The organism is Delftia sp. NA_296.1, assembly GCF_052692095.1.
Genome location: NZ_JBQZGF010000010.1, coordinates 103,565 through 129,174, shown reverse-complemented (window position 1 = coordinate 129,174; position 25,610 = coordinate 103,565). Strand labels below are relative to the sequence as shown.

Annotated in this window: 21 protein-coding genes and 2 tRNA genes; 18 read left to right on the top strand and 5 right to left on the bottom strand. The window is 68.5% G+C overall.

What is annotated here, in order from left to right; all coding sequences use genetic code 11:
- Positions 1-36: 36 nt before the first annotated feature.
- From ACUTR7_RS23030 to ACUTR7_RS23005, 6 genes are all read left to right on the top strand, one after another.
- Complete coding sequence (locus tag ACUTR7_RS23030) at positions 37-1,362, top strand: sulfatase family protein (RefSeq protein WP_445609900.1); 1,326 nt, start codon at positions 37-39, stop codon at positions 1,360-1,362.
- Positions 1,363-1,428: 66 nt separating this feature from the next.
- Positions 1,429-2,427 carry a hypothetical protein gene (locus ACUTR7_RS23025; protein ID WP_063328199.1) on the top strand — a complete coding sequence of 333 codons (999 nt, stop codon included), beginning with the start codon at positions 1,429-1,431 and terminating at the stop codon, positions 2,425-2,427.
- Positions 2,428-2,437: 10 nt separating this feature from the next.
- The gene (gene recJ / locus ACUTR7_RS23020; RefSeq protein ID WP_043825009.1) at positions 2,438-4,156 is read left to right on the top strand and encodes a single-stranded-DNA-specific exonuclease RecJ; all 1,719 of its coding nucleotides are present in this window, start codon (positions 2,438-2,440) and stop codon (positions 4,154-4,156) included.
- A 97-nt stretch (positions 4,157-4,253) separates the two neighbouring features.
- Positions 4,254-4,934, top strand: a complete 681-nt coding sequence (locus tag ACUTR7_RS23015) for a CsgG/HfaB family protein (RefSeq protein ID WP_445609899.1) — start codon at positions 4,254-4,256, stop codon at positions 4,932-4,934.
- Positions 4,931-5,305: a DUF4810 domain-containing protein gene (locus ACUTR7_RS23010; protein ID WP_012207206.1), complete on the top strand. Its 375-nt coding sequence runs from the start codon at positions 4,931-4,933 to the stop codon at positions 5,303-5,305. The genes ACUTR7_RS23015 and ACUTR7_RS23010 overlap by 4 nt, the downstream gene beginning before the upstream one ends.
- 1 nt (position 5,306) lies before the next feature.
- Positions 5,307-5,969, top strand: a complete 663-nt coding sequence (locus ACUTR7_RS23005; protein ID WP_013800877.1) for a DUF799 domain-containing protein — start codon at positions 5,307-5,309, stop codon at positions 5,967-5,969.
- Positions 5,970-6,027: 58 nt separating this feature from the next.
- Here ACUTR7_RS23005 and ACUTR7_RS23000 read toward each other — a convergent pair whose 3' ends face one another.
- Complete coding sequence (locus ACUTR7_RS23000; RefSeq protein WP_445609898.1) at positions 6,028-7,815, bottom strand: methyl-accepting chemotaxis protein; 1,788 nt, start codon at positions 7,813-7,815, stop codon at positions 6,028-6,030.
- A gap of 212 nt (positions 7,816-8,027) precedes the next feature.
- Between ACUTR7_RS23000 and ACUTR7_RS22995 the strand changes: the two genes are divergently transcribed.
- Positions 8,028-8,891, top strand: a complete 864-nt coding sequence (locus tag ACUTR7_RS22995; RefSeq protein WP_013800875.1) for a 3',5'-nucleoside bisphosphate phosphatase — start codon at positions 8,028-8,030, stop codon at positions 8,889-8,891.
- Between the two features lie 25 nt (positions 8,892-8,916).
- Positions 8,917-9,561, top strand: coding sequence for an L-threonylcarbamoyladenylate synthase (locus ACUTR7_RS22990; RefSeq protein ID WP_012207210.1), 645 nt, complete (start codon positions 8,917-8,919; stop codon positions 9,559-9,561).
- A 105-nt stretch (positions 9,562-9,666) separates the two neighbouring features.
- Here ACUTR7_RS22990 and ACUTR7_RS22985 read toward each other — a convergent pair whose 3' ends face one another.
- Positions 9,667-11,028: a methyl-accepting chemotaxis protein gene (locus ACUTR7_RS22985; protein WP_096913882.1), complete on the bottom strand. Its 1,362-nt coding sequence runs from the start codon at positions 11,026-11,028 to the stop codon at positions 9,667-9,669.
- A 176-nt stretch (positions 11,029-11,204) separates the two neighbouring features.
- Between ACUTR7_RS22985 and ACUTR7_RS22980 the strand changes: the two genes are divergently transcribed.
- The 5 genes from ACUTR7_RS22980 (at position 11,205) to ACUTR7_RS22960 (ending at position 18,248) form a co-directional block, all read left to right on the top strand.
- The gene (locus tag ACUTR7_RS22980; protein WP_445609897.1) at positions 11,205-11,882 is read left to right on the top strand and encodes a site-2 protease family protein; all 678 of its coding nucleotides are present in this window, start codon (positions 11,205-11,207) and stop codon (positions 11,880-11,882) included.
- A 75-nt stretch (positions 11,883-11,957) separates the two neighbouring features.
- Positions 11,958-13,250 (top strand): tryptophan--tRNA ligase, encoded by a 1,293-nt coding sequence (locus tag ACUTR7_RS22975; protein WP_071956699.1) that lies wholly within the window; start codon positions 11,958-11,960, stop codon positions 13,248-13,250.
- 94 nt (positions 13,251-13,344) lie between these two features.
- Positions 13,345-14,058 (top strand): response regulator transcription factor, encoded by a 714-nt coding sequence (locus ACUTR7_RS22970; RefSeq protein ID WP_012207214.1) that lies wholly within the window; start codon positions 13,345-13,347, stop codon positions 14,056-14,058.
- A complete protein-coding gene (locus ACUTR7_RS22965) occupies positions 14,055-15,851 on the top strand; it encodes a FecR family protein (protein ID WP_445609896.1) in 1,797 nt (598 codons plus the stop codon). The genes ACUTR7_RS22970 and ACUTR7_RS22965 overlap by 4 nt, the downstream gene beginning before the upstream one ends.
- Before the next feature lie 27 nt (positions 15,852-15,878).
- Complete coding sequence (locus ACUTR7_RS22960) at positions 15,879-18,248, top strand: CHASE2 domain-containing protein (RefSeq protein WP_445609895.1); 2,370 nt, start codon at positions 15,879-15,881, stop codon at positions 18,246-18,248.
- Between the two features lie 78 nt (positions 18,249-18,326).
- Here the strand turns inward: ACUTR7_RS22960 and ACUTR7_RS22955 are convergent.
- The 3 genes from ACUTR7_RS22955 to hrcA form a co-directional block, all read right to left on the bottom strand.
- Positions 18,327-18,403: transfer RNA gene (locus tag ACUTR7_RS22955), tRNA-Arg, on the bottom strand.
- Between the two features lie 178 nt (positions 18,404-18,581).
- Positions 18,582-18,660 (bottom strand) — tRNA-Ile (locus tag ACUTR7_RS22950).
- A 67-nt stretch (positions 18,661-18,727) separates the two neighbouring features.
- Positions 18,728-19,732 (bottom strand): heat-inducible transcriptional repressor HrcA, encoded by a 1,005-nt coding sequence (gene hrcA, locus ACUTR7_RS22945; RefSeq protein ID WP_445609894.1) that lies wholly within the window; start codon positions 19,730-19,732, stop codon positions 18,728-18,730.
- Positions 19,733-19,762: 30 nt separating this feature from the next.
- Here hrcA and ACUTR7_RS22940 point away from each other — a divergent pair, with 30 nt between their 5' ends.
- Genes ACUTR7_RS22940 through creC form a run of 5 tightly spaced genes read left to right on the top strand, consistent with a single transcriptional unit; the run spans position 19,763 to position 25,571 of the window.
- A complete protein-coding gene (locus tag ACUTR7_RS22940; protein ID WP_012207218.1) occupies positions 19,763-20,659 on the top strand; it encodes an NAD kinase in 897 nt (298 codons plus the stop codon).
- A 2-nt stretch (positions 20,660-20,661) separates the two neighbouring features.
- Positions 20,662-22,437 carry a DNA repair protein RecN gene (gene recN / locus ACUTR7_RS22935; RefSeq protein ID WP_445609893.1) on the top strand — a complete coding sequence of 592 codons (1,776 nt, stop codon included), beginning with the start codon at positions 20,662-20,664 and terminating at the stop codon, positions 22,435-22,437.
- Between the two features lie 4 nt (positions 22,438-22,441).
- Positions 22,442-23,344: an RNase adapter RapZ gene (rapZ, locus tag ACUTR7_RS22930; RefSeq protein ID WP_012207220.1), complete on the top strand. Its 903-nt coding sequence runs from the start codon at positions 22,442-22,444 to the stop codon at positions 23,342-23,344.
- Between the two features lie 30 nt (positions 23,345-23,374).
- A complete protein-coding gene (creB, locus tag ACUTR7_RS22925) occupies positions 23,375-24,094 on the top strand; it encodes a two-component system response regulator CreB (protein ID WP_088163890.1) in 720 nt (239 codons plus the stop codon).
- Between the two features lie 16 nt (positions 24,095-24,110).
- A complete protein-coding gene (gene creC / locus ACUTR7_RS22920) occupies positions 24,111-25,571 on the top strand; it encodes a two-component system sensor histidine kinase CreC (RefSeq protein WP_445609892.1) in 1,461 nt (486 codons plus the stop codon).
- The last annotated feature ends 39 nt before the right edge of the window (positions 25,572-25,610 follow it).

The following is a 25,610-nucleotide window of genomic DNA, read 5'->3' as shown; positions in this document are numbered from 1 at the left end:
GCTTCCCGCCCACGACCCTGCACAGAGCGCATTTCCATGTCCCGTCCCAATATCCTTTTCATCGTGGCCGACGACCTCGGCTATGCCGACCTCGGCTGCTACGGCGGCCGCGCGGCCGACTTCGGAGCGGTGTCCCCGGTGCTCGACCGCCTGGCCGCCAGCGGCCTCAGGCTCACCCAGGGCTATGCCAACTCGCCCGTGTGCTCTCCCACGCGCTTTGCCCTGGCCACGGCGCGCTACCAGTACCGCCTGCGCGGTGCGGCCGAGGAGCCCATCAACAGCAAGACACGCGGCACGCCGCTGGGCGAGAAGCTGGGCCTGCCGCCGGACATGCCCACCGTCGCCTCCATGCTCAGGGATGCGGGCTACCGCACGGCGCTGATCGGCAAATGGCACCTGGGCTACCCGCCGCACTTCGGCCCGCTGCGCTCGGGCTACGAGGAATACTTCGGCCCCATGTCGGGCGGCGTGGACTACTTCACCCACCTGAGCAGCTCGGGCCAGCACGACCTGTGGGTGGGCGAGGAGGAGCACCATGACGAGGGCTACCTGACCGACCTGCTGTCGCAGCGCAGCGTGGACTTCGTCCACCGCATGGCCCAAGGCGATGCGCCCTTCTTCCTGAGCCTGCACTACACGGCGCCACACTGGCCCTGGGAAACGCGCGATGACCGCAGCACGGCCGAGGCGCTGGGCGCAGGCATTGCCCACCTGGACGGCGGCAACATCCACCAGTACCGCCGCATGATCCACCACATGGACGAAGGCATAGGCTGGATCGTCGAGGCGTTGCGCGCCAACGGGCAGCTGGACAACACCCTCATCGTCTTCACCAGCGACAACGGCGGCGAACGCTTCTCCGACAACTGGCCCCTGGTCGGCGGCAAGATGGACCTGACCGAGGGCGGCATACGCGTGCCCTGGATCGCGCACTGGCCAGCCGTCATAGCGCCGGGCCGCAGCAGCCCCCAGCACTGCATGAGCATGGACTGGTCGGCCACGGTGCTGGATGCCGCCGGCGTGCAGGCGCCAGAGGGCCATGCGCTGGACGGCATCTCGCTGCTGCCCGTGCTGCGGGCCGAAGATACCGAATTCCCGCGCACCCTGCACTGGCGCATGAAGCACCGCGGCCAACGTGCCCTGCGCGATGGCGACTGGAAGTACCTGCGCGTGGACGGCATCGACTACCTGTTCGACCTTGCCGCCGACGAGCGCGAGCGCGCCAACCAGGCAGCGCGCGCGCCAGAGCGTCTGGCCGCCATGCGCAGCGCCTGGGAAGACTGGAACCAGGGCATGCCGCCCATCCCCGAGGACGCCACGGTCAGCCTGGTCTCTTCGGCCCGGGACATGCCCCAGCGCTGAACCGCGCTCCAAGGGGAAAAACGAAGGCGCCGGCACTGCGGCACCCCATGCCCGACAATAGCGGCCATGCTTTTGACCGCGCCCCTGGTGTCCTCCACCCAAGCCCCGCTGGAGGAAACGACCGAATGGATCATCCCCTATGCCGGCGGTCCGTCCTCGGATGCAGCGGATGACGCTGCCGTCGCGGCCGTCTGGGGCGGACTGGAGCTGCCCCATCTCCAATCCCTGCTGGCGCTGATGCAGCCCGCGCCCGCACAGACCGGCACGGAGATGGATTTTTCTCCCCCCCACGAACGCGCCCTGGCGCGCTCGCTGGGCCTGCCCGATGCGCCGGGCCTGATTGCCTGGGCCGCCTGGCAGGCCGGTGAGACAGCGCAGGCCTGCGCCTATGTCACGCCCTGCCACTGGCACATAGGCGCAGACCAGGTGCACCAGAGCGATCCCGCCACCACACCCCTCAGCGATGAGGAATCCCGCCAGCTGCTGGCCCTGCTGGCGCCCTGGTTCGCTGACGACGGCATCGTGCTGGAGTACCAGCAGCCGCAGCGCTGGCTGGCGCGCGGTGCGCTGTTCGATGACCTGGCCACGGCCTCCATGGACCGCGTCATCGGCCGCGACGTGCGGCCCTGGCTGCCCGACGCGCAGCAGGCACGCGCCCTGCACCGCCTGCAAAGCGAGGTGCAGATGCTGCTCTACACCCATGTCTTCAACGACGCCCGCGCCGCCCGCGGACAGGTGCCCATCAACGCCTTCTGGGTCCACGGCGCCGGGCGCCTGCAGCCCGGCACGGCCACCGGCGCCAAGGCCGCCGTGCAATGCCTGGACGACCTTCACGCCGCAGCCCTGCAGGGCAACCCCGCTGCGTGGCGCGAGGCGTGGAAGGCGCTGGACGCCGGGCTCATCGCCCGCCTGCTGGAGCGCGTGCGCGCAGGCCACCCGCTCACGCTGACGCTGTGCGGCGAACGCCATGCCATCGCATGGAGCAGCCGCCCGCCGCGCTGGCTGGACAGGCTGACGGGCCTTTTCGGCCCCCGCGCCCTGCCCGACCTGGGCCGCATGCTCTGACACATTGCCCATGAAAATCATCCCCCGCGAGATCCCTGCGCAGCAGGCCTCGGCACTGCGCCAGGCCGGCGTCCACCCTCTGCTGGCCCAGCTCTACGCCGCACGCGGCGTGTGTTCCGCCGACGAACTGGACGACACGCCTGCGCGCCTGCTGGCCCCCTCGGGCCTGCTGGGCATGGAGGCCGCCGTGCGGCTGCTGGCCGATGCCATAGAGCGCGGCCTGCGCCTGTGCATCGTGGCCGACTACGACTGCGACGGCGCCACCGCCTGCGCCGTGGGCTGGCGCGGCCTGCGCATGTTGGGCGCGACCGAGGTCAGCTACCTGGTGCCGGATCGCGTGGTGGACGGCTACGGCCTGACGCCGCCCATCGCACGCCGCGTCAAGGAAACCGGCGCCGAGGTGATGGTCACCGTGGACAACGGCATTGCCAGCGTCGAAGGCGTGGCCGAGGCCAAGGCCCTGGGCCTGCAGGTGGTCGTCACCGACCACCACCTGCCCGGCAACCACCTGCCGCTGGCCGATGCCATCGTCAACCCCAACCAGCCCGGCTGCAGCTTCGAGAGCAAGTCCATGGCCGGTGTCGGCGTGATGTTCTACGTGCTGCTGGCCCTGCGCGCCGAGCTGCGCGCGCGCGGCCGCTTCGACAAGGCCAGCCAGCCCCGGCTGGAGGCCCTGCTGCCCCTGGTCGCCCTGGGCACGGTGGCCGACGTGGTGCGGCTGGACGCCAACAACCGCCGCCTGGTCGCGCTGGGCCTGAAGCAGATCCGCCGTGGCCAGATGCAGCCGGGCCTGCTGGCCCTGTTCGAAGCCGCTGGCCGCAAGGCCTTTGCGGCCACCACGTTCGACTTCGGCTTTGCCCTGGGCCCGCGCATCAATGCCGCAGGCCGGCTGTCCGACATGACCATCGGCATCGAGTGCCTGACCACGGACGATGCGGGCCGCGCCGCCAACCTGGCGCAGATGCTGGACGCCATCAACCGCGAACGCCGCGAACTGGAAGGCGGCATGCGCGAGCAGGCCCTGCTCATGGCCGAAGGCCTGTGCGAGGACGGCATGACGCCGCCGGCCGCCATCAGCGTGTTCGACCCCGACTTCCACGAGGGCGTGGTCGGCATCGTGGCCTCGCGCATCAAGGACCGCATGCACCGGCCCAGCTTCGTCTTCGCCGCCAGCGGCGCGCCGGGGCACGAGCATGAACTCAAGGGCTCGGGCCGCTCCATTCCCGGCTTTCACCTGCGCGACGCGCTGGACCTCGTATCCAAGCGCCACCCCGGCCTGCTGCTGCGCTTTGGCGGCCACGCCATGGCGGCCGGCTGCACCATTGCCGAGGCCGGTTTCGCGGTGTTCGAGAAGGCCCTGGCCCAGGTGGCACAGGAATGGCTGGACGCAGCCACGCTGACGCGCCGCATAGAGACCGACGGACCGCTGGACCCGGATTTCCGCAAGCCCGAAATGGTCGAGCAGCTCAATCTCGCGGTCTGGGGCCAGGGCTTTGCCCCGCCCACCTTCAGCGAGCAGCTGGAAGTGCTGTCACAGCGCCTGGTCGGTGAAAAGCACCTGAAACTGCAATTGCGCCATCAGGGCGAAACCGTGGACGGAATCTGGTTCGGCCATACCGACCCGCTGCCGCCATCGGCTTGCATTGCCTTTCGCATGGACATCAATGAATGGCGCGGAGAGCGCAAGGTGCAATTCCTGATCGAGGGAGTGCATTCGGACGCGTCCTAGAGACCCGGGGCGCCATTCACGGCGCCCCTCGGTTAATATCCCCGGTTTTTGCAACAAATTATTGCAAATTCATTCCAAGAAAACCGGGGAAATACTCATGACCTCTCGCCTGTGGCCTTGCACGGCCATTGCCATCACCCTGGCCGCCGGCCTTTCCGGCTGCTCCACCACCGAGCAATCGCGCACGCTTGAAACAGCCAAGCCCGCTTCTGCATCCATCGCCTATCAAGGCCCGCGCAGCCCCATTTCCGTGGGCAAATTCGACAACCGCTCCAGCTTTCAGCGCGGCATTTTCTCGGACGGCGTCGATCGCCTCGGTGGCCAGGCCAGAACCATCTTGGTAACCCACCTGCAGCAAAGCGGCCGATTCAGCGTGCTGGACCGCGACAACATGTCCGAGACCCGCCAGGAAGCGGGCTTCAACAAGCAGGAGCAAGCGATCAAGGGCGCCACCTATGTCGTGACCGGCGACGTGAGCGAGTTCGGCCGCAAGGTGGTCGGGGACCGCCAGTTCTTCGGCGTGCTCGGCCGTGGCAAGGAGCAGGTGGCCTATGCCAAGGTCAGCCTGAACATCGTCCGGGTGCAGACCTCCGAAGTCGTCTATTCGGTGCAGGGTGCCGGCGAATACAGCCTGTCGAACCGCGAAATCGTGGGATTCGGCAGCACGGCCGGCTATGACTCCACGCTCAACGGCAAGGTACTGGATCTGGCCATCCGCGAAGCCGTGGACAAGCTGGCGGCCGGCATTGACAGCGGCGCATGGAAGCCCGCGCAATGAAGCGCCCCGTCCATTCGGCAACGGCACTGGCCGCGCTGGCCATCTGCGCCACTTTGGCCGGCTGCGCCGCGCCGCGCCAGCCGCTGTATGCCTGGAATGACTACCAGCCCCAGGTCTACCAATATCTCAAGGACGACGGCAGTACCGGCGCCGAGGACCAATTGCTCAAGCTGGAAGAAGCCCGCCTGAAGGTGCAGGCCGAGGGAAAGGCGCTGCCGCCCGGCTACCGCGCCCATATGGCCATGCTCTATTCCCGAACCGGCAACAACGAAAAAACGGTGGAGCAATTGGCCGAGGAAAAACAGCATTTCCCCGAGTCCGCCACCTTCATGGACACGCTGCTGCAAACCTTCACGGCCCGCAAGAATTGACATGCGCCTGACCGATCACATCAAGACCCTGGCTCTTGCCATGACCGTGGCGCTGACCGGGTGCGCCACCACCGCGCCCTATGACTATTCGGCGCTGCGGGCATCCAAGCCTGCCTCCATCCTGGTCATGCCTGCGCTGAACCAGTCCCCGGAAGTGAATGCGCCGGCGGGCGTGCTGTCCCAGATCACGCTGCCGCTGGCCGAGGCCGGCTACTACGTTCTGCCCGTGGCGGTCACCGAGGAAATGTTCCGCCAGAACGGCATCGTCAGCGCCGACGACGCCCAGGAACTGCCCGTGGCCAAGCTCCGTGAAATCTTTGGCGCCGATGCGGCCCTGTACCTGAACATCCGCAACTACGGCACCAGCTATGCGGTGATCAGCAGCGCCTCCGTGGTCACGCTGGAGGCCAGGCTGGTGGACCTGCGCACCGGCACCCAGCTGTGGGATGGCAGTGCCACGGCCTCCAGCGCCGAAGGACAAAGTTCAGGCGGCGGACTGGTCGGCATCCTGGTGACGGCACTGCTCAACCAGATCCTGGACACCATGAACGACCGCAGCGTGCAGATCGCCTCCATCGCCAACCAGCGCCTGCTGTCGCCCATGGCGCAGCGCGGACTGCTGCCAGGCCCGCGCTCGCCCGACTACGGCAAGCCGCGCAACTGACGAAGGCCTGCAGGCCGGCGCTGACTTGCACGCCGGCCTGCATCCCCGCTCCTCCCGGTCAGAAGGTCTCCCAGTCGTCGTCCGCCCCGGCCTTGGCCGCTGTCCTGGCGGGGGCCTTCGCCACGGGCTGCTGGATCTTCTGGGGCGCCGGTGCATTGCGCACGGCAGGCGCTGGACGGACGGGTGCCGCAGGCGCAGGGCGCACCGCAGCAGTTGCACCGGTTGCACCGATAGATGCCGGCCGGCGTGCCGCTGCGGTGGCCGGCACGTGTGCCCTGGCCGGCGCCAGTGCGCTGCCCTCCTGCCCCAGCTTGAACACCGCCACCACTTCGGACAGGCGCCGCGCCTGGTCCTGCATGGCCAGCGCAGCCGCGCTGGATTCCTCGACCAGGGCCGCGTTCTGCTGGGTCATCTGGTCGAGCTGGGTCACGGCCTGGTTGACCTGGCCGATGCCGTCGCGCTGCTCGGTGGACGAGGCCGTGATCTCGCCGATGAGGTCGCTGACGCGGCGCACGCTGGAGACGATTTCCTCCATGGAACGCCCCGCCTGCTCCACCTGCTTCGAGCCCGACTGCACGTTGTCCACGCTGGTGGTGATCAGCAGCTTGATTTCCTTGGCCGCCTCGGCGCTGCGCTGGGCCAGTGAGCGCACCTCGCCCGCCACCACGGCAAAGCCCCGGCCCTGCTCGCCAGCGCGGGCCGCTTCCACGGCGGCGTTCAGCGCCAGGATATTGGTCTGGAAGGCAATGCCGTCGATCACGCCGATGATGTCGGCGATCTTGCGGCTGCTGTCCGTGATCTGCTGCATGCTGGTAACCACCTGGGCCACCACGGCACCGCCCTGCTCGGCCGCCTGCGCGGCCGTGGCCGCCAGCTGGTTGGCCTGGCGCGCCGTATCGGCCGACTGGGTGACGGTGGCCGTCAGCTCTTCCATGCTGGCCGCCGTCTCCTCCAGGTTGGCCGCTGTCTGCTCGGTGCGCGAGGACAGGTCCTGGTTGCCGCTGGCGATCTGGTTGGAGGCCGTGGACACGGACTCCACGCCAGAGCGCACTTCGCCCACCACGCCGCGCAGCCGCTGCGCCATGCCGTTGAGCGCCTGCAGCAGATGGCCCAGCTCATCGCCCCGGTTGCTTTGCACCGACCCCGTGAGATCGCCTGCGGCAATGCCGTCGGCCAGCGCCACGGCCTGGTCCAGCGGCCGCGTGATCGACCGCATGATGGCCACTCCCATGAACAGGCCCAGGGCCACGATGACCGCACTGGCCAGCGCACCGATCCAGTACGCCTGGCGCCGATGGGCCATGCCTTCCTCGCGCCCCAGCTCGCTTTGGCGCTCCAGTTGCTGCACGAAGGCTTCCTGCGCGCTGTTGTAGCGCTCGGCCGCCGGGCGCAGCTGCTTTTCAACGATGTCGAACGTGGTGGCGAAATCGCTGGCCTTGCGCGCCTCCTGGGCCGCCGAGTTGGCCTTGAGCGTCTCGCGGCGCTCGGCCGCCACGGCGTCCAGCGCCTGCTTGGACTGCGCGCCCAGCTGCAGGTCGCCCACCTGCTTTTGCAGCACGTTGATGCGCTCTATGCCCTTGCTCATCAACGCGCGCTGCTGCGCTGCCAGCGTCTCGTCGGGCGACATGGCCGCGACGATGGAGCGCTCCACGCTCATCTGCGTCAGATGCCGCCACTCGCGCGCCAGCGTGGCGCCGCTTTGCGCGGTCATCACATCGGTGTTGATCTTCTCGTTGACCCCGTGCAGATAGACCAGGATGCCGCCGTTGACCACCAGCATGCTCACCAGCAGTCCCAGCACCAGGGCCCACAGCTTCTGGGCGACCGTGATTTGATTCAGATTCATGGAAAAACCGATCTTTTTTATAACAATGCCGGAGCCAGGCCATGGCGCCCCTGCCGCCCATCGCTCCGGAAACCATTCTTGTCCACCCTTGACGGCGCCTGGCTGATCATCGTCATGCATCCGTCACTATTGAGGCCTGTTAACCCGCACTCAGGGAAGTCCCCCAGCCGCACTGCCCGGCTCGGAAAAGCACCGACACCTACAATGGACCGGTGCCCAAGTCCTATCTGAACGCCGATCTGCATAGCCACTCCGTGGTCTCGGATGGAACGCTGACGCCGGAGCAACTGGCCGAACGCGCCGCCTCCCGGGGCGTGCAGCTGTGGGCGCTGACCGACCATGACGAAGTCGGCGGCCAGCACCGCGCCGCCGCCGCCGCGCGCGCCTGCGGCATGGACTACCTGACGGGCGCCGAGATCTCGGTGAGCTTTGCAGGTGCCACCGTGCACATCGTGGGACTGGGCTTTGACGCGGACGACCCCGCCCTGCTCGAAGGGCTGCACGCCACGCGCGACGGGCGCGGCCCACGCGCCCGCGAGATGGCCCGCCAGCTGGAGCTGGCCGGCATCGAAGGCAGCTACGAAGGCGCGCTGCGCTTCGCCGGCAATCCCGGCCTGATCTCACGCACCCATTTCGCACGCTTTCTCGTGGAATCGGGCCGCTGTCGCGACACGGGCGAGGTGTTCCGCCACTACCTGACCGAAGGCCATCCCGGCTACGTGCCCCACACCTGGGCTCGCCTGGCCGATGCCGTGCGCTGGATCACGCAGGCCGGCGGTGTGGCGGTGATCGCCCATCCGGCCCGCTACGCGCTCACCGCCAACGAGGAATACGCGCTGTTTTCCGAATTCAAGGCCCATGGCGGCCAGGGCGTAGAGGTCGTCACCGGCAGCCACCGGCCCAGCGAATACACCATCTATGCCGACATGGCGCGCGAGTTCGGCCTGGCCGCATCGCGCGGCAGCGACTTCCACAGCCCCGAGGAATCGCACACCGATCTGGGCGACCTGCCCTACCTGCCGGGCCAGCTGACGCCGGTATGGGAACTGCTGAGCGAGCGCATACAGCTGGCCTGAGCTCCTCCCGCCAACAACGCACACCATGGTCCTACGCTTCGAAGCCCACCCCGACAATCCCCAGCCCCGTCTCATCAAGCAGGCCGCCGACATGCTGCGCCAGGGCGCCATACTGGCCATTCCCACGGATTCCAGCTACGCGCTGGTCTGCCATCTGGACGACCGCCCTGCGGTGGAGCGGCTTCGCCGCATCCGGCAGATCAACGACAAGCACCATCTCACGCTGCTGTGCCGCGACCTGTCGGAGCTGTCCAGCTATGCGCGCGTGGACAACCGCCAGTACCGCCTGCTCAAGCTGGCCACGCCGGGGCCGTACACCTTCATCCTGGAAGCCTCCAAGGAAGTGCCCAAGCGCCTGAGCCATCCCTCGCGCAAGACCATCGGCCTGCGCGTGCCGGACCGCAAGGGCACGCAGCTGCTGCTGGAGCAACTGGGCGAGCCGCTGATCGCCACCACGCTGATCCCGCCGGGCGAGACCGAGGCCCTGCACGACGCGGACGCCATCCTGGAGCGCTTTCCCCACGAGCTTGACGCCATCGTCGATGCAGGCGCCTGCCCTTCGGAGCCGACCACCGTGATCGACCTGGTTCCCATGGCCCTGGGCAATCCGCCGACCGTGGTGCGCCAGGGACGGGGCAGCCTGGACGCCCTGGGCCTCGAGATGGCCTGACGAAGATGGCCCGGGCAGGGGCCATGCTCCGCACCGCATGAAACACAAACGCCGGGCAAGCCCGGCGTTTGTGTTGTGAAGGGACGCTGACGAGAGAGATGCAGATCAGTGCTGCGCCAATTCCAGCGACTGCAGCGACCGGGCCGCAGGCGTCGGCGCACGCTGCGGCGGCCTTGGCGAACTTGGCGACCTTGGCGAACTTGCTGCGGGCGCCACGGCAACGGACGGGGCCAGCGCGGGCCTACCCTGCGCTGCCGAGAACCCCGCGCCCGCCGCAGACTCAGGCTCGTCATCGAGCTTGAAGGCGCCCACTGCCTGCTCCAGATCCTGGGCGCGCTCGCTCAACGCCGAGGCCGCGCGCGAGGCCTGCTGTACCAGGGCTGCGTTCTCCTGGGTGGCGCTGTCCATGTGGCCCACGGCGGCGTTGACCTGGGCGATGCCCTCGCTTTGCTCGCGCAGCGCCTGCGACATTTCGCCGAGCAGGCCCGATACCTGGCCCACGGCGCCCACGATTTCCTGCATCGTGGCGCCTGCCTGGTTGACCAGGCCGGCTCCGCTTTCCACCTGGCGCACGCTGGTGGTGATCAGTTCCTTGATCTGCTTGGCGGCCTCGGCCGAGCGCCCGGCCAGGCTGCGCACCTCGCTGGCCACGACGGCAAAGCCCCGGCCCTGCTCGCCCGCACGCGCCGCCTCCACGGCCGCGTTGAGCGCCAGGATATTGGTCTGGAAGGCGATGCCTTCGATGACCTGGATGATGTCCACGATCTTGCGCGAGCTGCCGCTGATGGCCTCCATGGTCTGCACCACCTCGCTCACCACGGCCCCGCCGCGCTTGGCGGTGGACGAGGCATCGACGGCCAGGCCGCTGGCCGAATGCGCGCGGTCGGCGTTCTGGCGCACGGTGGCGGTGAGCTGCTCCATGCTGGCGGCCGTCTGGGCCAGCGCCGAGACCTGGGCCTCGGTGCGGCGCGACAGGTCGGAGTTGCCAGCGTCGATCTCGCCGGCCGACAGGCCGATGGAATCCGTGGACTGTTTGATGCGGCCGACCAGCTCGGTCAGCGTGTCCTCCATGGTGCCCAGCGCGCCCAGCAGGCGGCCGAAGTCGCCCTGCAGCTCGGTCGAGAACTCCTGGCTCAAATCACCGGCCGCCACGGTCTCGGCAATCAGGATGGCCTGGCCCAGCGGCTGCACGATTCCCCGCCGCAGGCTGAACCAGGCCACCAGGGCCAGCACGCAAACGGCAGCCCCCAGCCCCAGCACCCACCAGCGCGTGTGCACCAGCGCCTGCTCGGCCACCGTGGTCGCCCCCCCGGCCGCCAGCGCCTGTTCGGCCTGCCCCAGTGAAAACACCGTGACCGCCATCATCGTGAAGACCAGCAGATTGATACCGCCGAACGCAATCACCAACCGCCAGCCTATCGGCAGCCTGCCCAAGCCCAGTACGCCCACGTGCCACCTCTTGTACATATGGCCCGAGGGCCTTGGTGAAAAACCTGTTGAGGGAACCATCTCATCGGTGTTTCATTTTGCAACACAGAATGGGGCATTGCCAATCTGCGGGAAACCACCATATCCACGCGGCCAGAGCGCAGCGCACGGGCTCTGGCGGCTGCCAGCGGCAAGGGTGGCCAGCGTCTGAGACAATGCCCGCCGTGGACATCTCCAACCTCATCCAGACCGTACTCATCTATGCCCTGCCCGTGCTCTTCGCGATCACGGTGCACGAGGCAGCCCATGGCTATGCCGCGCGCCACTTCGGCGACAACATGGCCGCCATGATGGGACGCATCACGCTCAACCCCATCAAGCACATCGACCCCATCGGCACCATCCTGATGCCGCTGCTGCTGTACTTCGCCACCTCGGGCGCCTTTCTGTTCGGCTACGCCAAGCCCGTGCCCGTGCGCTTCGACCAGTTGCGCAACCCCAAGCGCGACATGATCTGGGTGGCCCTGGCAGGCCCGGCCTCCAATTTCGTGCAGGCCCTGCTGTGGGGCGTGCTGCTGGTGGTTCTGGTGGGGTCGGGCGTGGGCGAGCGCTTCTTCATAGAAATGTGCCGTGCCGGCATCCTGGTCAATCTGGTGATGTGGGCCTTCAACCTGTTTCCGCTGCCGCCGCTGGACGGTGGCCGCATCCTGGTCGGCCTGCTGCCCTGGCGTCAGGCGCAGTGGGTGGCGCGCATCGAGCCCTGGGGCTTTTTCATCGTCATGGGCCTGGTCATCGCCGGCGTGGTCGGCAGCCTGTGGCTGCGCCCGCTGATGGACCTGGGCTACGCCGTGATCGACTTCGCGCTGACCCCGCTGATCGCGCTGCTGCGCTGAACGCGCTGCAGAACGGCCCACCGGCTGTCTCTGCGGCTCCCTGTTTTTCTTTCTTGCCTGTCGAAGCCTCCCGTCATGAGCACCATCCGTTTCCTCACCGGCATCACTCCCAGCGGAACCCCGCACCTCGGCAACTATGCCGGCATGCTGCGCCCGGCCATCGCGGCCAGCCGCTCGCGCGAGGTCGAGAACTTCTACTTCCTGGCCGACTACCACGCCCTGATCAAATGCCAGGACCCGGCACGCGTGCAGCGCTCCACCATCGAGATCGCGGCCAGCTGGCTGGCGGCCGGGCTGGACCCCGAGCATGTGACCTTCTACCGCCAGTCCGACATTCCCGAGATCCCCGAGCTGTGCTGGCTGCTGACCTGCGTGACCGGCAAGGGCCTGCTCAACCGTGCCCACGCGTACAAGGCGGCCGTGGACAAGAACCACGCGGACGGCACCGAGACCGATGACGGCGTGACCGCCGGCCTGTTCATGTACCCCGTGCTCATGGCGGCCGACATCCTGGCCTTCAATGCGCACAAGGTGCCTGTGGGCCGCGACCAGGTCCAGCACATCGAGATGACGCGCGACATGGCCTCCAGCTTCAACCACATCTACGGCGGCGAGTTCTTCACGCTGCCCGAGGCGCAGGTCGAGGAGAACGTGGCCACGCTGCCCGGCCTGGATGGCCGCAAGATGAGCAAGAGCTACAACAACACCATCCCGCTGTTCTCCTCGCGCGAGCAGCTGCGCAAGCTCATCGGCAGCATCACCACCGACTCGCGCACGCCCGGCGAGCCCAAGGAAGTCGAGGGCTCGGCCCTGTTCCAGATCTACCAGGGCTTTGCCAGCGAAGAGGAAACCGAGGCGCTGCGCCGCCAGTACGCCGAAGGCATTGCCTGGGGCGACGCCAAGCAGCAGCTGTTCGAGCGCATCGACCGCGAGCTGGCCCCCATGCGCGAGCGCTACGAGCACCTGGTGGCCCACCCTGCCGAGCTGGAGGACATCCTGCAGGCCGGCGCCGCCAAGGCCCGCCGCGAGACCCTGCCCCTGATCCGCGAACTGCGCTCGGCCGTCGGCCTGCGCAGCCTGGCACAGGCGCCCGTGGCCGCCAAGGCCAAGGCCGCCAGGCAGGCCCTGCCCCAGTTCAAGCAATACCGCGAAGCCGACGGCAAGTTCTACTTCAAGCTCGTCGCCGCCGACGGCCAGCTGCTGCTGCAAAGCCTGGGCTTCGACGCCCCCAAGGAAGCCGGCCAGGCCATTGGCCAGCTGCAAAGGGAAGGCGAGGCGGCCCTGTCCGCACTGCAGCCCCGGCTGCAGCCCGCAGACCCCCAGTTGGTGCTGGCCGCCCTGCAGCAACTGCGCGATGCCGCAGAGTAAGGGTAAGCTTCGCTTTAGAAACCGCCTATTTGCGGGCAGTCCTGCCCGTGGGCTCGGCGCCGGGATTGCGGCGCGTGCGTGAAAGGACATTTGGATGCGTATAGCTGCTCTGGACGATGATCCGCTGCAACTGGAGATGCTGCGTCAGGTCGCGCTGGAGACGGGCCACAGCTGCCACACCTACCAGACGGGCTCGGCCCTGCAACTGGAGCTTCGCCGCGAGAGCTTCGACCTGCTGATCGTGGACTGGCACCTCCCGGACATGGAAGGAACGGACCTGGTGCGATGGGCGCGTGGCCATGTCAGCCGCGAGCTGCCCATCCTCATCATCACCCACCGCAGCGAAGAGGCCGACATCGTCGAGGGCCTGTCCTGCGGCGCCGACGACTTCATGGTCAAGCCCGTGCGCCATGCCGAGCTGCGCGCGCGCATGGCCGCCCTGTTGCGCCGCGCCTATCCGGTGAACACGCAAAGCGTGCTGGAGTTCGGACCCTACCGCTTCCTCACCACCACCAACAGCCTGGAAATGCACGGCCAGCCCATCGAGGTGACGCACCGCGAGTACACGCTGGCCCTGACCCTGTTCCAGAACCAGGGCCGGCTGCTGTCGCGCGAGCACCTGCGCGAAGCCGTGTGGGGACACAACGCCGAAGTGCAGTCGCGCTCGCTGGACACGCATATCTCGCGCCTGCGCGCCCTGCTGAACCTGCGCGCCGGACAGCCCTACGCCATCAGTGCCGTGTACGGCTATGGCTATCGCCTCGATGTGCCCGACGCAGCGCTGCAGGCGCTGCAGCAGGCATCATGACCGTACACATGCCTGCCGCCCTGGGCAGGCCCGTATCGCGGGCCTGCATGCTGGCCGCTCTCGGCCTGCTGGGCCTGCTCGGCCTGGGCGGCGCACAGGCCCAGATCAAACCCGTGGGCCGCAACGGCGACACGATGGCACACCGGGTCGTCGCCGGCGACACGCTGGAGCAGTTGGCGGCCCGCTACCTGGGCGATGCCCGCCAGTGGACCGACCTGCAGCAGCACAACGGCGTGGCCAACCCCTACCGCCTGCGGCCCGGCTCCGTGCTGGAGATCCCCGTGCGCCTGCTGCGCGCCGCCGTGGCCTCCGTGGAATTCGTGCAGGGCGATGCGCGCAGCACGCGCCCGCTGGACCACCTGGCCGATACGCAGGGCACGGCCGGAGACGATGCGGGCCAGCCCCTGCGCAAGGGACAGACGCTGCAGGAAGGCGAGCGCCTGCAGCTGGCCCCGGACGCATTCGTCGCCGTGCGCCTGGCCGATGGCTCCCTGGTGCGCGTGCAATCGCAGTCCGATGTGGTGCTGCGCCAGATGCGCCGCAAAGGCCGTGCCGGCAGCCTGCAGTCCGTGCTGGATCTGCGCGAGGGCGGTGTCGAGGCCTCGGTGCCGCCCGAACCCGGCAACGCACAGCGCCGCTTCGAGATCCGCACGCCCGCTGCATCGACCAGCGTGCGCGGCACCCGCTTCCTGGTCCAGGCCGATGCCGCCGGCAGCACGGCGGCCGCCGTCGATGAAGGCACCGTCGCCGTGGGCTCCGACGCCTCAAGCGCGAACACTGGCGATGCGCTGCTGCGCCCGGGCCAGGGCGTGGCCGTGGCCGCCAACGGCCGCGTGGGCGAGCCCCGCCCCATGCTGGGTGCGCCCGACATCACGGCGTGGCCCGCGCTGGCGGAAGACGCCAACTGGATCAGCCTGCCCCTGCCCGGCTTGCCGGGCGCCGTGCGCTACCAGTTGCAGCTGTCGCGCGATGCCGACATGACCCAGGTGCTGCGCAGCGCCAGCTTCCAGGCCACGGCATCGCCGCTGCGCCTGGCGGGCGTGGAGGACGGCGATTACGTGCTGTCCCTGCGCGGCATCGATGCCCAGGGCATTCCGGGCGCCGCCAGCCGCCGCGCCCTGCGCGTCAAGGCCCATCCCGTGCCGCCGCTGTATGAATCACCCCAGGCCGACGCCACCGTGGGCCTGGGCCGCGCCAGCCTGCAATGCACACAGGTCGTGGGCGCCGCGCGCTACCGCATCCAGGTCGTCTCTGCCGATGCGCAGGCCGGCTTTGCCGAGCCCGCCATCGATGCACGCGACCTGAACGACTGCACGCTGCCCGCCACCACGCTGGCCCGCCTGCCGGCCGGACGCTATCTCTGGCGTGCCGCCAGCATTCGCACGCTGGCCGATGGACAGCCCGACCAGGGCCCGTTTGCCGCAGCCCAGGCCATGCAACTGGCTGCCGTTCCTCCCCAGCCCTCGGCCAGCGCGCTGCAGATGGGTGACGGCCCCGCAGAAGGCAGCCGCCAGATCCGCTGGAGCGGCGAGCCCGGCCAGCGCTACCACGTCATGGTGGCGCGCGACCAGGAGTTCACCGCGCCGCTGGTGGACCTCTGGACCGACCAGCCTCAATGGAGCACCGAGGACCTGCCCGCAGGCAGCTACTACCTGCGCCTGCAGATCGAGGATGCCAACGGCCTGCGCAGCGATTTCTCGGCCGCGCGCCAGTTCCGCACCGGCAGCTGGATCGTCGACGCCAGCGGCGAGATGATGCATTCGGGCAACGGAGAGCGCCTGCAGCGCCAGTAGCCGTGCCCGTTCATTCCCTGACCGCGCTTGTCCACCCAGCCGCCTCTGCCTGACAGCCCCGCCACGCCGGCGCAGCCAGCGCCTGCGCGTGGCCGTGGACTGCGGCGGGACTGGCTGCTGCTGGCGGCGGGCCTGCTGTCCCTGGTGTTCTGGCTCGGCGGCGACGGGCAGCTCGACCGCATCAACGGCTTCGTACAGGACACGGCCAGCTGGCTGCACCGCCCCAAGGCATCGCAGGACATCGTCATCGTCGCCATCGACGATGCCAGCATCGACGCCATTGGCCGCTGGCCCTGGCGCCGCGCACTGCACGCCGGCCTGCTGGAGCGCATCAGCCAGGCACCGCCGCGCGCCATAGGCCTGGACGTGATGCTCAGCGAGGAAGACCTGGACTACCCCGGCGACGACCTGCTGCTGGCGCGCGTTCTGCAGCGCAGCGGCCGCACCGTCTTGCCCGTGGCGCCAGGCAGCGGTCCGCTGCCGGCCTTCGCACAGGCCGCAGCGGCGCTGGGCCATACCCAGCTGCCCGTGGACGCCGATGGCGCGGTACGTGGCTTCCATGCCATAGAAGGCAGTGCCCAGCAGCCCTGGTGGCACATGGCGCTGGCCCTGCACTGCGTGGGCGAGAACGGCCGCGCATGCGCCCGCCCGGAGCCCGCGCCGCCCATGGACCCCGACTCACTCTCCTGGCAACGCCGCCAGCAGGAGATCATTGTCTTTGCACAGGCCAGGCCGGAGCAAGGCGCCAGGGACCGCTCGCCCTTCACCACCTATTCCTACATCGACGTGCTGCGCGGCCGCATTCCTGCAGCGGCATTCCGCGGCAAATACGTGCTCATCGGCACGACGGCCACTGGCCTGGGCAGCCGCTTCACCGCACCGCTGGGCACCAGCGCGCGGCCCATCTCCAGCGTGGAGATGCTGGCCCATGTGCTCAACGGCAGCCTGCAGGGCTCGCATGTGCATCCCGCATCGGCCACGCTCAACCGCGCGCTCAATGCGGCAGCCGTGCTGCTGGCCCTGCTGGCCCTGGCCTGGCTGGGCCCGTCGGGCGGCATGCTGGCCTGCGCGCTGCTGGCCCTGGCCTGCCTTTCGCTGGCCGGGCTTGCACCGCGCCTGTGGCAGGTGCAGACGGCGCCTGCAGCCGGCCTGCTGGGCCTGGCCCTGGCCTATCCGCTATGGAGCTGGCTGCGCCTGCGCGCCGCCGCGCGCTTTCTGGCGCTGGAACTGCGCGACCTGCAGGGGCAGGGCCTGCCCACCGCGCTGCGCCTGGGCGGCGACCTGCTGGACCAGCGCATCGCGGCCGTGGAGCAGGCTTCGCGCCAACTGCGCGCCCTGCACCATTTCGTCAGCGAAAGTCTGCGCCAGCTGCCCTCGCCCACCTTTGTCTGCGACCGGCAGGGCCATGTGCTGCTGGCCAATGCCGCAGCCCACGCCTATGCACGCAGCCTGGGGCATGACCTCAGGGCCGGCGATGCCCTGCCCCGGCTGCTCGATGGTCTGCGGGCACTGGACACGGCAGCCGGCGCATCCGCCGGCCAGCCCTTGCTCACGCCCGAGGCACTTACCGCCCACGGCCTGCCGCCCAGCAGCGAGGGGCGCGACCCCATGGGACGCAGCCTGATGCTGCTGACCCAGACCTTCGAGGCCCCGCCCACCACGGGCTGGCTGATCACCCTGGTCGACATCAGCGATCTGCGCAGCGCCCAGGCCCAGCGCGACCAGGCCATGCAGTTCATCTCGCACGACATCCGGGCACCCGTGGCATCCATCATCACCTTGCTGGAGATGCAGCGCGGTGCCGCCCAGTCGCCCGACCTGGGCATGCTGCTCCCGCGCATCGAAGGCTATGCCCAGGCCTCCCTCCAGTTGGCCGACGATTTCGTGCACCTGGCGCGTGCCCAGCAGCAGGCGCTGCGCCGGCAGCGGCTGGACCTGGGCCTGGTGCTGGACCAGGCCGTGGAAAGCTGCTGGGCCCAGGCCAGCGCGGCTCATGTGAAGCTGGAGTTCAGCCTGCCCGAGCAGGAATGCCCCGTGCTGGGCGACCCGGGCATGCTCCACCGCGCAGCCGTCAACCTGATCGGCAACGCCATCAAGTACGGTGCGCGTGGAGAACCGGCAAGCCCCGCCACGGTGCAATGCCTGCTGCTGCAGGACGCAGGCCATTGCCGCATCGCCATCCGGGACCACGGACCCGGCATGGATGCGCAGGCCGTCGCCCGCCTGAGCCAGCCCTTCGAGCGCCTGGACCACCATAAGCACCTGGACGGCGCAGGCCTCGGGCTGGCCTTTGTACGCACCGTGGCTGCCCGCCATGGCGGGCAGCTGGAGATAGAAAGCGCGCCAGGCCAGGGAAGCACCTTCAGCATCGTGCTGCCGAAAGCGCAGGACGCCTGACCGGGGCGCCATCCCAGCGGATGGCCCATGCAAACGAAAAAGCCCTGAAGTCTTTCAACTTCAGGGCTTTGCGTTTTTTGGTGCGGCTGGCAGGAATCGAACCCACGACCCCTTGGTTCGTAGCCAAGTACTCTATCCAGCTGAGCTACAGCCGCAACGCTTCGCATTGTAGCAGCGGGTTTCGGAGCTTCCAGGCAAAAGCGCCATATTTCTGCAAAAAACCTGGAAGTCGCATTCAACGGCAGCCGGGCGCAGCCATGTCACGCAGCAGCGTTGCGCCCAGCAAAAAAGCCTGCCGCCCGGAAAGGCGGCAGGCTTTTTCATACCAATGGATGGTAGGGCCTCCCAGAGTCGAACTGGGCACCAACGGATTATGAGTCCGCTGCTCTAACCAAGCATGAGCTAAGGCCCCTGATTCACCAAGGCAGCGCGGACGCACGCCATGGCAAACAACTATTGTAGAGCCTAACCTGCGGGACTCAGCGCTTGTGGCTCAGCGCGTTGCTGACGAGCTTGGAGGTGATGTCCACGATCTGGATCATGCGGTCGTAGTGCATGCGGGTGGGGCCGATCACGCCCAGCGTGCCCACCACCTTGCCATCGAGCTCGTAGGGCGCGCTGACCACGGACAGCTCCTCGAAAGGCACGACCTGGCTTTCGCCACCGATGTAGATGCGCACGCCTTCGGCCTGGCTGGAGAAGTCCAGCAGCCTGAGGATCTGGGTCTTTTGCTCGAACAGATCGAAGGCGCGGCGCAGATTGCCCATGTCGCTGGAGAAATCGCTGACCGACAGCAGATTGCGCTCGCCCGAGATAACCACGTCCTCCTGGGCACTGGTCATGGCTTCCGTGCCCACGTTGACGGCTGCCTGCATGAGCGTGGCCACCTCGCCGCGCAGAAGTTCGACCTCGCCCTTGATGCGCTCGCGCACCTCTTCCATGGCCAGGCCTGCGTAGTGGCTGTTGAGAAAGTTCGATGCCTCGATCAGCTGCGAGGCCGAGTAGTCCACATCGGTGAAGATGACGCGGTTTTGCACGTCGCCGTCGGGCGAGACGATGATGACCAGAAAGCGCCGCTCGGAAAGCCGCACGAATTCGATGTGCTTGAACACCGAGGTGCGGCGCGGCACCAGCACCACGCCCACGAACTGGGAAAGGCTGGACAGCAGGTTGGCGGCGTTGGCGATGACTTTCTGCGGCTGCTCGGGCACGAGCTCGGGCGTCACGATATCTGCACGGTCCGCAGTGAGCATGGTGTCCACGAACAGCCGGTAGCCCCGGGCTGTCGGAATGCGGCCCGCCGAGGTGTGCGGGCTGATGATCAACCCCAGGTCTTCGAGGTCAGCCATCACATTGCGTATCGTGGCAGGCGACAATTCAAGCCCCGACGCACGCGACAGGGTTCGCGAGCCCACAGGCTGGCCGTCAGCGATATAACGCTCGATCAGCGCTTTGAGCAACAACTTGGCACGTTCGTCGAGCATGTGATGATTTTAATGATGTAATTTCCAGAAATGACGTCCACGTTTCGCCACGTTGCCTTGATCGGGAAGTACCACGCTCCCAGCGCAAGCGCCCCGTCCGAGAATGCCAGCAACGCGCTTGAGCGCATTGCGGACTTCCTCAGGCGCCAGGGCTGCGAAGTCGTGCTCGATACCCAATCGGCCCTGCATGCAGGGCTTACAGACTACCCCACCCTCGATGTCGACGGCCTGGGCAGGCATTGCGACCTGGGCCTGGTCGTCGGCGGCGACGGCACCATGCTGGGCGTGAGCCGGCACCTGGCGCAATACGGAACGCCCCTGATCGGGGTGAACCAGGGCCGCCTGGGCTTTGTCACCGACATCGCGCTGGAGGACTTCGAGGCCACGCTCACGCCCATGCTGCAGGGCGAATACGAGGAGGACCTGCGCCCCCTGATGTGCGCCCGCGTGATCCGCGACGGCCAGTGCGTGTTCGAGGCCCTGGCCATGAACGACGTGGTGGTCAACCGCGGCGGCACCTCGGGCATGGTGGAGTTGCGCATCGAGGTGGGCGGCCGCTTTGTCTCCAACCAGCGCGCCGACGGCCTGATCGTGGCCACGCCCACGGGCTCCACGGCCTATGCGCTGTCCGCCGGCGGGCCGATGATGCACCCGTCCATCCCCGCCTGGGTGATGGCGCCCATTGCGCCGCACAACCTGTCCAACCGCCCCATCGTGCTGTCCGACGCCAACGAGGTCACGATCGAAGTCGTGGCCGGGCGCGATGTCAGCGCCAATTTCGACATGCAGTCCCTGGCCTCGCTGCAGCACGGCGACCGCATCCTCGTGAGCCGCGCCCACCACAGCGTGCGCTTTCTGCACCCCAAGGGCTGGAATTACTTCGCCACGCTGCGCAAGAAACTGGGCTGGAACGAGGGGGGCGCCTGACCATGGCGCTCAAGCGCATCGTTCTGCGCGACTTCGTTATCGTGCAGGCCCTGGATCTGGACTGGCATGCAGGCTTCACCGTGCTGACCGGCGAGACCGGCGCCGGCAAATCCATCCTGATCGACGCATTGCAGCTGGCCCTGGGCGCCCGCGCCGACGCCGACGTGGTGCGTGAAGGCTGCACCCAGGCCGATATCTGCGTGGAGTTCGACGGCTGCGCGCGGCTGCGCCCCTGGCTGGAGGCCGCAGGCCTGGCCTGCGAGGACAACAGCCTGCTGCTGCGGCGCACGGTGGACACCCAGGGCCGCAGCCGCGCCTGGATCAACGGCACGCCGGCCACGGCCACGCAGCTGCGCGCCCTGGGCGAGCAGCTGATCGACATTCACGGCCAGCATGCCTGGCAAAGCCTCACGCGGCCCGACGCAGCGCGCGCGCTGCTGGACGCCTACGCGGGCATAGACAGCCGCGAGGTTCAGGCCAGCTGGAGCCGCTGGAGCCAGGCCCGGCAAGCCCTGCAGCATGCGCAATCCGCCCAGGACAGCCTGCAGCGCGAACGCGAGCGTCTGCAGTGGCAGATCACCGAACTCGACAAGCTGGCCCCGCAGGCCGACGAGTGGGACGAGCTCAATGCCCAGCACACGCGCCTGTCCCATGCCCAGACCCTGATCGACACGGCCCAGACCACGCTGCAGATGCTGGAGGACGACGAGGCCGGCGTGATCACTCCGCTGGGCCGTGCCAGCCATCTGATCCAGAACCAGGAGCACCTGGAGCCCGAGTTCCAGAACATCGCCGATGTGCTGGCCTCGTGCACGGCCCAGGTGCAGGATGCGCGCCATTCGCTGCAGGCCTATCTGCGCCGCGCCGACCTGGATCCCGAACGCCTGGCCGAGCTGGATGCGCGCCTGTCGCTGTGGATGCAGCTGGCGCGCCGCTACCGCCGCACGCCCGATGAACTGCCGGCGCTGCTGGCCGGCTGGCGCCAGGAGCTGCAGCAGCTGGACGCCGCCGTGGACATCGAGGCCCTGCATGCCGCCGAGCAATCCGCGCAGCAGCATTACCAGGCCAGCGCCCGGGTGCTGTCGCAGCAGCGTGCCCTGGCTGCGCCACGCCTGTCGCGCGCCATCACCCAGGCCATGCAGGGCCTGGGCATGGAAGGCGGCCTGTTCGAGGCCGCCCTGTCCACGGCCGATTCTCCCGGTGCCTTTGGCGTGGACAGCGTGGCCTTTCTGGTCGCCGGCCATCCTGGGGCCAGCCCCAAGCCGATTGCCAAGGTGGCGTCGGGCGGCGAGCTGTCGCGCATTTCGCTGGCGATTGCCGTAACCACCAGCGAGCTGGGCGAGGCCGGAACGCTGATCTTCGACGAGGTGGACTCGGGCGTGGGCGGCGCCGTCGCCGAGACCGTGGGCCGCCTCATGCACGCGCTGGGCCGCTCGCGCCAGGTGCTGTCCGTCACCCATCTGCCGCAAGTTGCCGCCTGCGCCGACCAGCACTACCTGGTGGCCAAGCAGCGCGCCAGGCAAGGCACGCTCAGCACCGTGCAGCCGCTGGACAGCGCCGCACGCGAGGCCGAGCTGGCGCGCATGCTGGGTGGCGAGCGCCAGTCCGAAACCACGATGGCCCATGCCCGCGAAATGCTGGCCATGGCGCGCCAGGCACCTGCACCCCGCCCACCCCCGCGACGGGCCGGCCGGCAGCGGCCACAGGCCGATGCCGACCGCACACGGTCCAAGCCGGGACGCGCGGCCAACGGCGCGCGCAACACCAATGGAGGCTGATGCCATGTCGCTTGAGATCGTGCTGATCACCGGGATGTCCGGATCGGGCAAATCCGTCGCCCTGCATGCGCTGGAGGATGCCGGCTACTACTGCGTGGACAACCTGCCCCCCGAGCTGCTGTCCGCCTTCGTCGAACTGGAGCACGGCCGCCACAGCAACAAGGTGGCCATCGCCATGGATGCGCGCAGCGCCGGCGGACTGCCCCACCTGCCCGGCCAGCTGGAACGGCTGCAGCGCCAGGGCGTCGTGCCCCACCTGGTCTTTCTGGACGCCACCACGGGCACCCTGGTGCGGCGCTTTTCCGAAACGCGGCGCCGCCACCCGCTGTCGCAAGGGCCTGTCGCCGAGGGCCGCCGCGCCCTGGTGCAGGACATAGAAACCGAGCGCGAACTGCTGGGCGACCTGCGCGAGAAGTCGCATGTCATCGACACCAGCCACCTGCGCTCGTCCCAGCTGCAAAGCTATATCAAGGAGCTGATTGCGGCCCCGGTGGGCCAGATGACCCTGGTCTTCCAGTCCTTCGGCTTCAAACACGGCCTGCCCTCGGATTCCGACTATGTGTTCGATGTGCGCATGCTGCCCAACCCGCACTACGAACCCCAGCTGCGCCCGCTGACCGGCATGGACGCACCCGTTGCCGAGTTCCTGCGCCAGCAGCCCGGCGTGGACCAGATGCGCCGAGACATCCAGCAGTTCCTGGAGTCCTGGCTGGACATGATGGCCAGCAACCACCGCAGCTATGTCACCGTGGCCATCGGCTGCACGGGGGGCCAGCACCGCTCGGTCTTCCTGGTCGAGGAACTGGCGCGGCACTTTGCCCCGCGCTGGCCCACGCTGTGCCGGCACCGCTCGCTGGACAGCCGGCCCACGCTCAAGCCTGCCGACCTGCTTGCGCACGACGTCTGAAGCGCCAGGCCCCGCCTCCGGAACACTGCGATGCAAGGCTTGCCGATGACGAACGCTCCGCGTGTGTTGCTGGTGGAGGACGACCCCGCCATCGCGCGCACCGTCTGCTATGCGCTGGAGCGCGACGGCATCGCCGTGCGCCACTGCCTGCAGCTGGCCGACGCACGCGCGCAATGGCAGGCGCAGCCGCCCGATGCCCTGCTGCTGGACGTGGGCCTGCCCGATGGCAACGGCCTGGACTGGTGCCGCGAGCTGCGCCAGGCCGGCGCCGCCGTGCCGCTGCTGGTGCTCAGCGCACGCGGCGAGGAAATGGACCGCGTGCTGGGCCTGGAGCTGGGCGCCGACGACTACCTGACCAAACCCTTCAGCCCGCGCGAGCTGGTGGCCCGCACCCGCGCCCTGCTGCGCCGTGCACAGCGCCTGCAGCCCGCGCCTACGGCCAGCGCAGCGCCGGCCGATGCCCTGTTCAGCATCGATACGCAAGGCCAGCGCGTGCGCATGCAGGGTGTGCCCCTGGAGCTGACGCGGCGCGAGTACCAGTTGCTGCGCTGCCTGCTGGAGCGCCCCGGGCGCATCCTCAGCCGCGAGTTCCTGCTCGACAGCATCTGGGGCCAGGACAGCGACAGCACGGACCGCACCGTGGATACGCACGTCAAGACCCTGCGCGCCAAGCTGCGCGCCCAGGCGCCGCAGCAGGACTTCATCACCACCCACCGCGGCATGGGCTACAGCCTGACGCTGCCGGGCTGAGCCACCGCAGCACGCCATGCGCCTCGGACTGCGGCTGTTCTTCGCCTTTTTCGTCATCAACGGCCTGGCCGCATTCTTCGTGCTGCGCGTCTTCATGGTCGAGGTCAAGCCCAGCGTGCGCAAGGTGACCGAGGACACGCTGGTCGAGACCGCCTACGCCCTGGCTGCGCTGGCCAGCGACGACATGGCCAGCGGCGTGCTGCAGCAAAGCCCCGCCGACAGCCGCTTCGCGCACCACATGCAGGCCTATGCCAACCAGACCGTCAAGGTCTGGATCTGGGACACGCGCAAGACCAGCCTGGACATGCGCGTCACCGTCACGGACCAGAAGGGCCTGGTGCTGTTCGACTCCGCCGGCCTGGACCAGGGCGCCGACTACTCGCGCTGGCGCGACGTGTACCGCACGCTGCGCGGCGAATACGGCGCACGCACCACGCGCGAGGTGCAGAACGACGAGGCCAGCAGCGTCATGTATGTCTCGGCACCCATCATGGTCGATGGCCGCGTGACGGGCGTGCTCACCGCCTCCAAGCCCGCCCACTCGGTGCAGAAGATCGTGGACAGCGCGGAAAGCAAGATGCTGCGCGGCGGCCTGCTGTTCCTGCTGCTGTCGGCCGGCGTGGGCTTTGCCGTCACCTGGTGGCTGGTCATCCATGTGCGGCGCCTGCGCAGCTATGCCCAGCAGGTACAGGCGCCCACGCTCAACGAGGCCGCCTCCCCCACCACCGCCCCGCCCATGCCCGAGGCCCCGCGCATGCCCGGCGAGCTGGGCGAACTGGCGCGCGCCATGGAGAACATGCGCAGCCGCCTGGAAGGGCGCGACTACATCGAAGGCTATGTGCGCGCCCTCACGCACGAACTCAAGAGCCCCGTGGCTGCCATCCGTGGCGCAGGCGAGCTGCTGCAGGAAGACCTGCCATCGGCCGACCGCGAACTGTTCGCACGCCAGGTGGTGGACCAGTGCCAGCGCCTGCAAAACCTCGTGGACCAGTTGCTGCGCCTGAGCCAGCTGGAGCAGCGCCGCGCCCTGCACCCGCACACGGCCTGCAGCCTGCAGGCCTGTGCCGAACAGGCCATGGCGCAAGTCCACAGCGCAGCGCACCAGCGCCGCATCCAGCTGGTACTGCAAGGCCAGGACAGCAGCGGCCCCTGGGAGCAGGACCTGGTGGTGCTGGCCCTGAGCAACCTGCTGAGCAACGCCATCGACTTCGCCCCAGAGGGCAGCAGCATCCACGTGGACCTGGAGCCCGGCCGCGTCAGCGTGCGCGACCACGGCCCCGGTGTGCCCGAGGCCCTGCTGGGCCGGTTGGGCGAGCGCTTCTTCACCACCCCCCGCCCCAACGGGGAGCGCAGCGGCACGGGACTGGGCCTGTCCATCGTGCTGCGCATCATGCTGCTGCACGGCGGCAGCATGCAGGCCGCCAACGCCCACCCCGGGCTGCGTGTCACGCTGAACTGGCCACTGCGGGCACACTGACGCCCCCCCCTATCGGCCCTGCGAATCCGACTTCACACC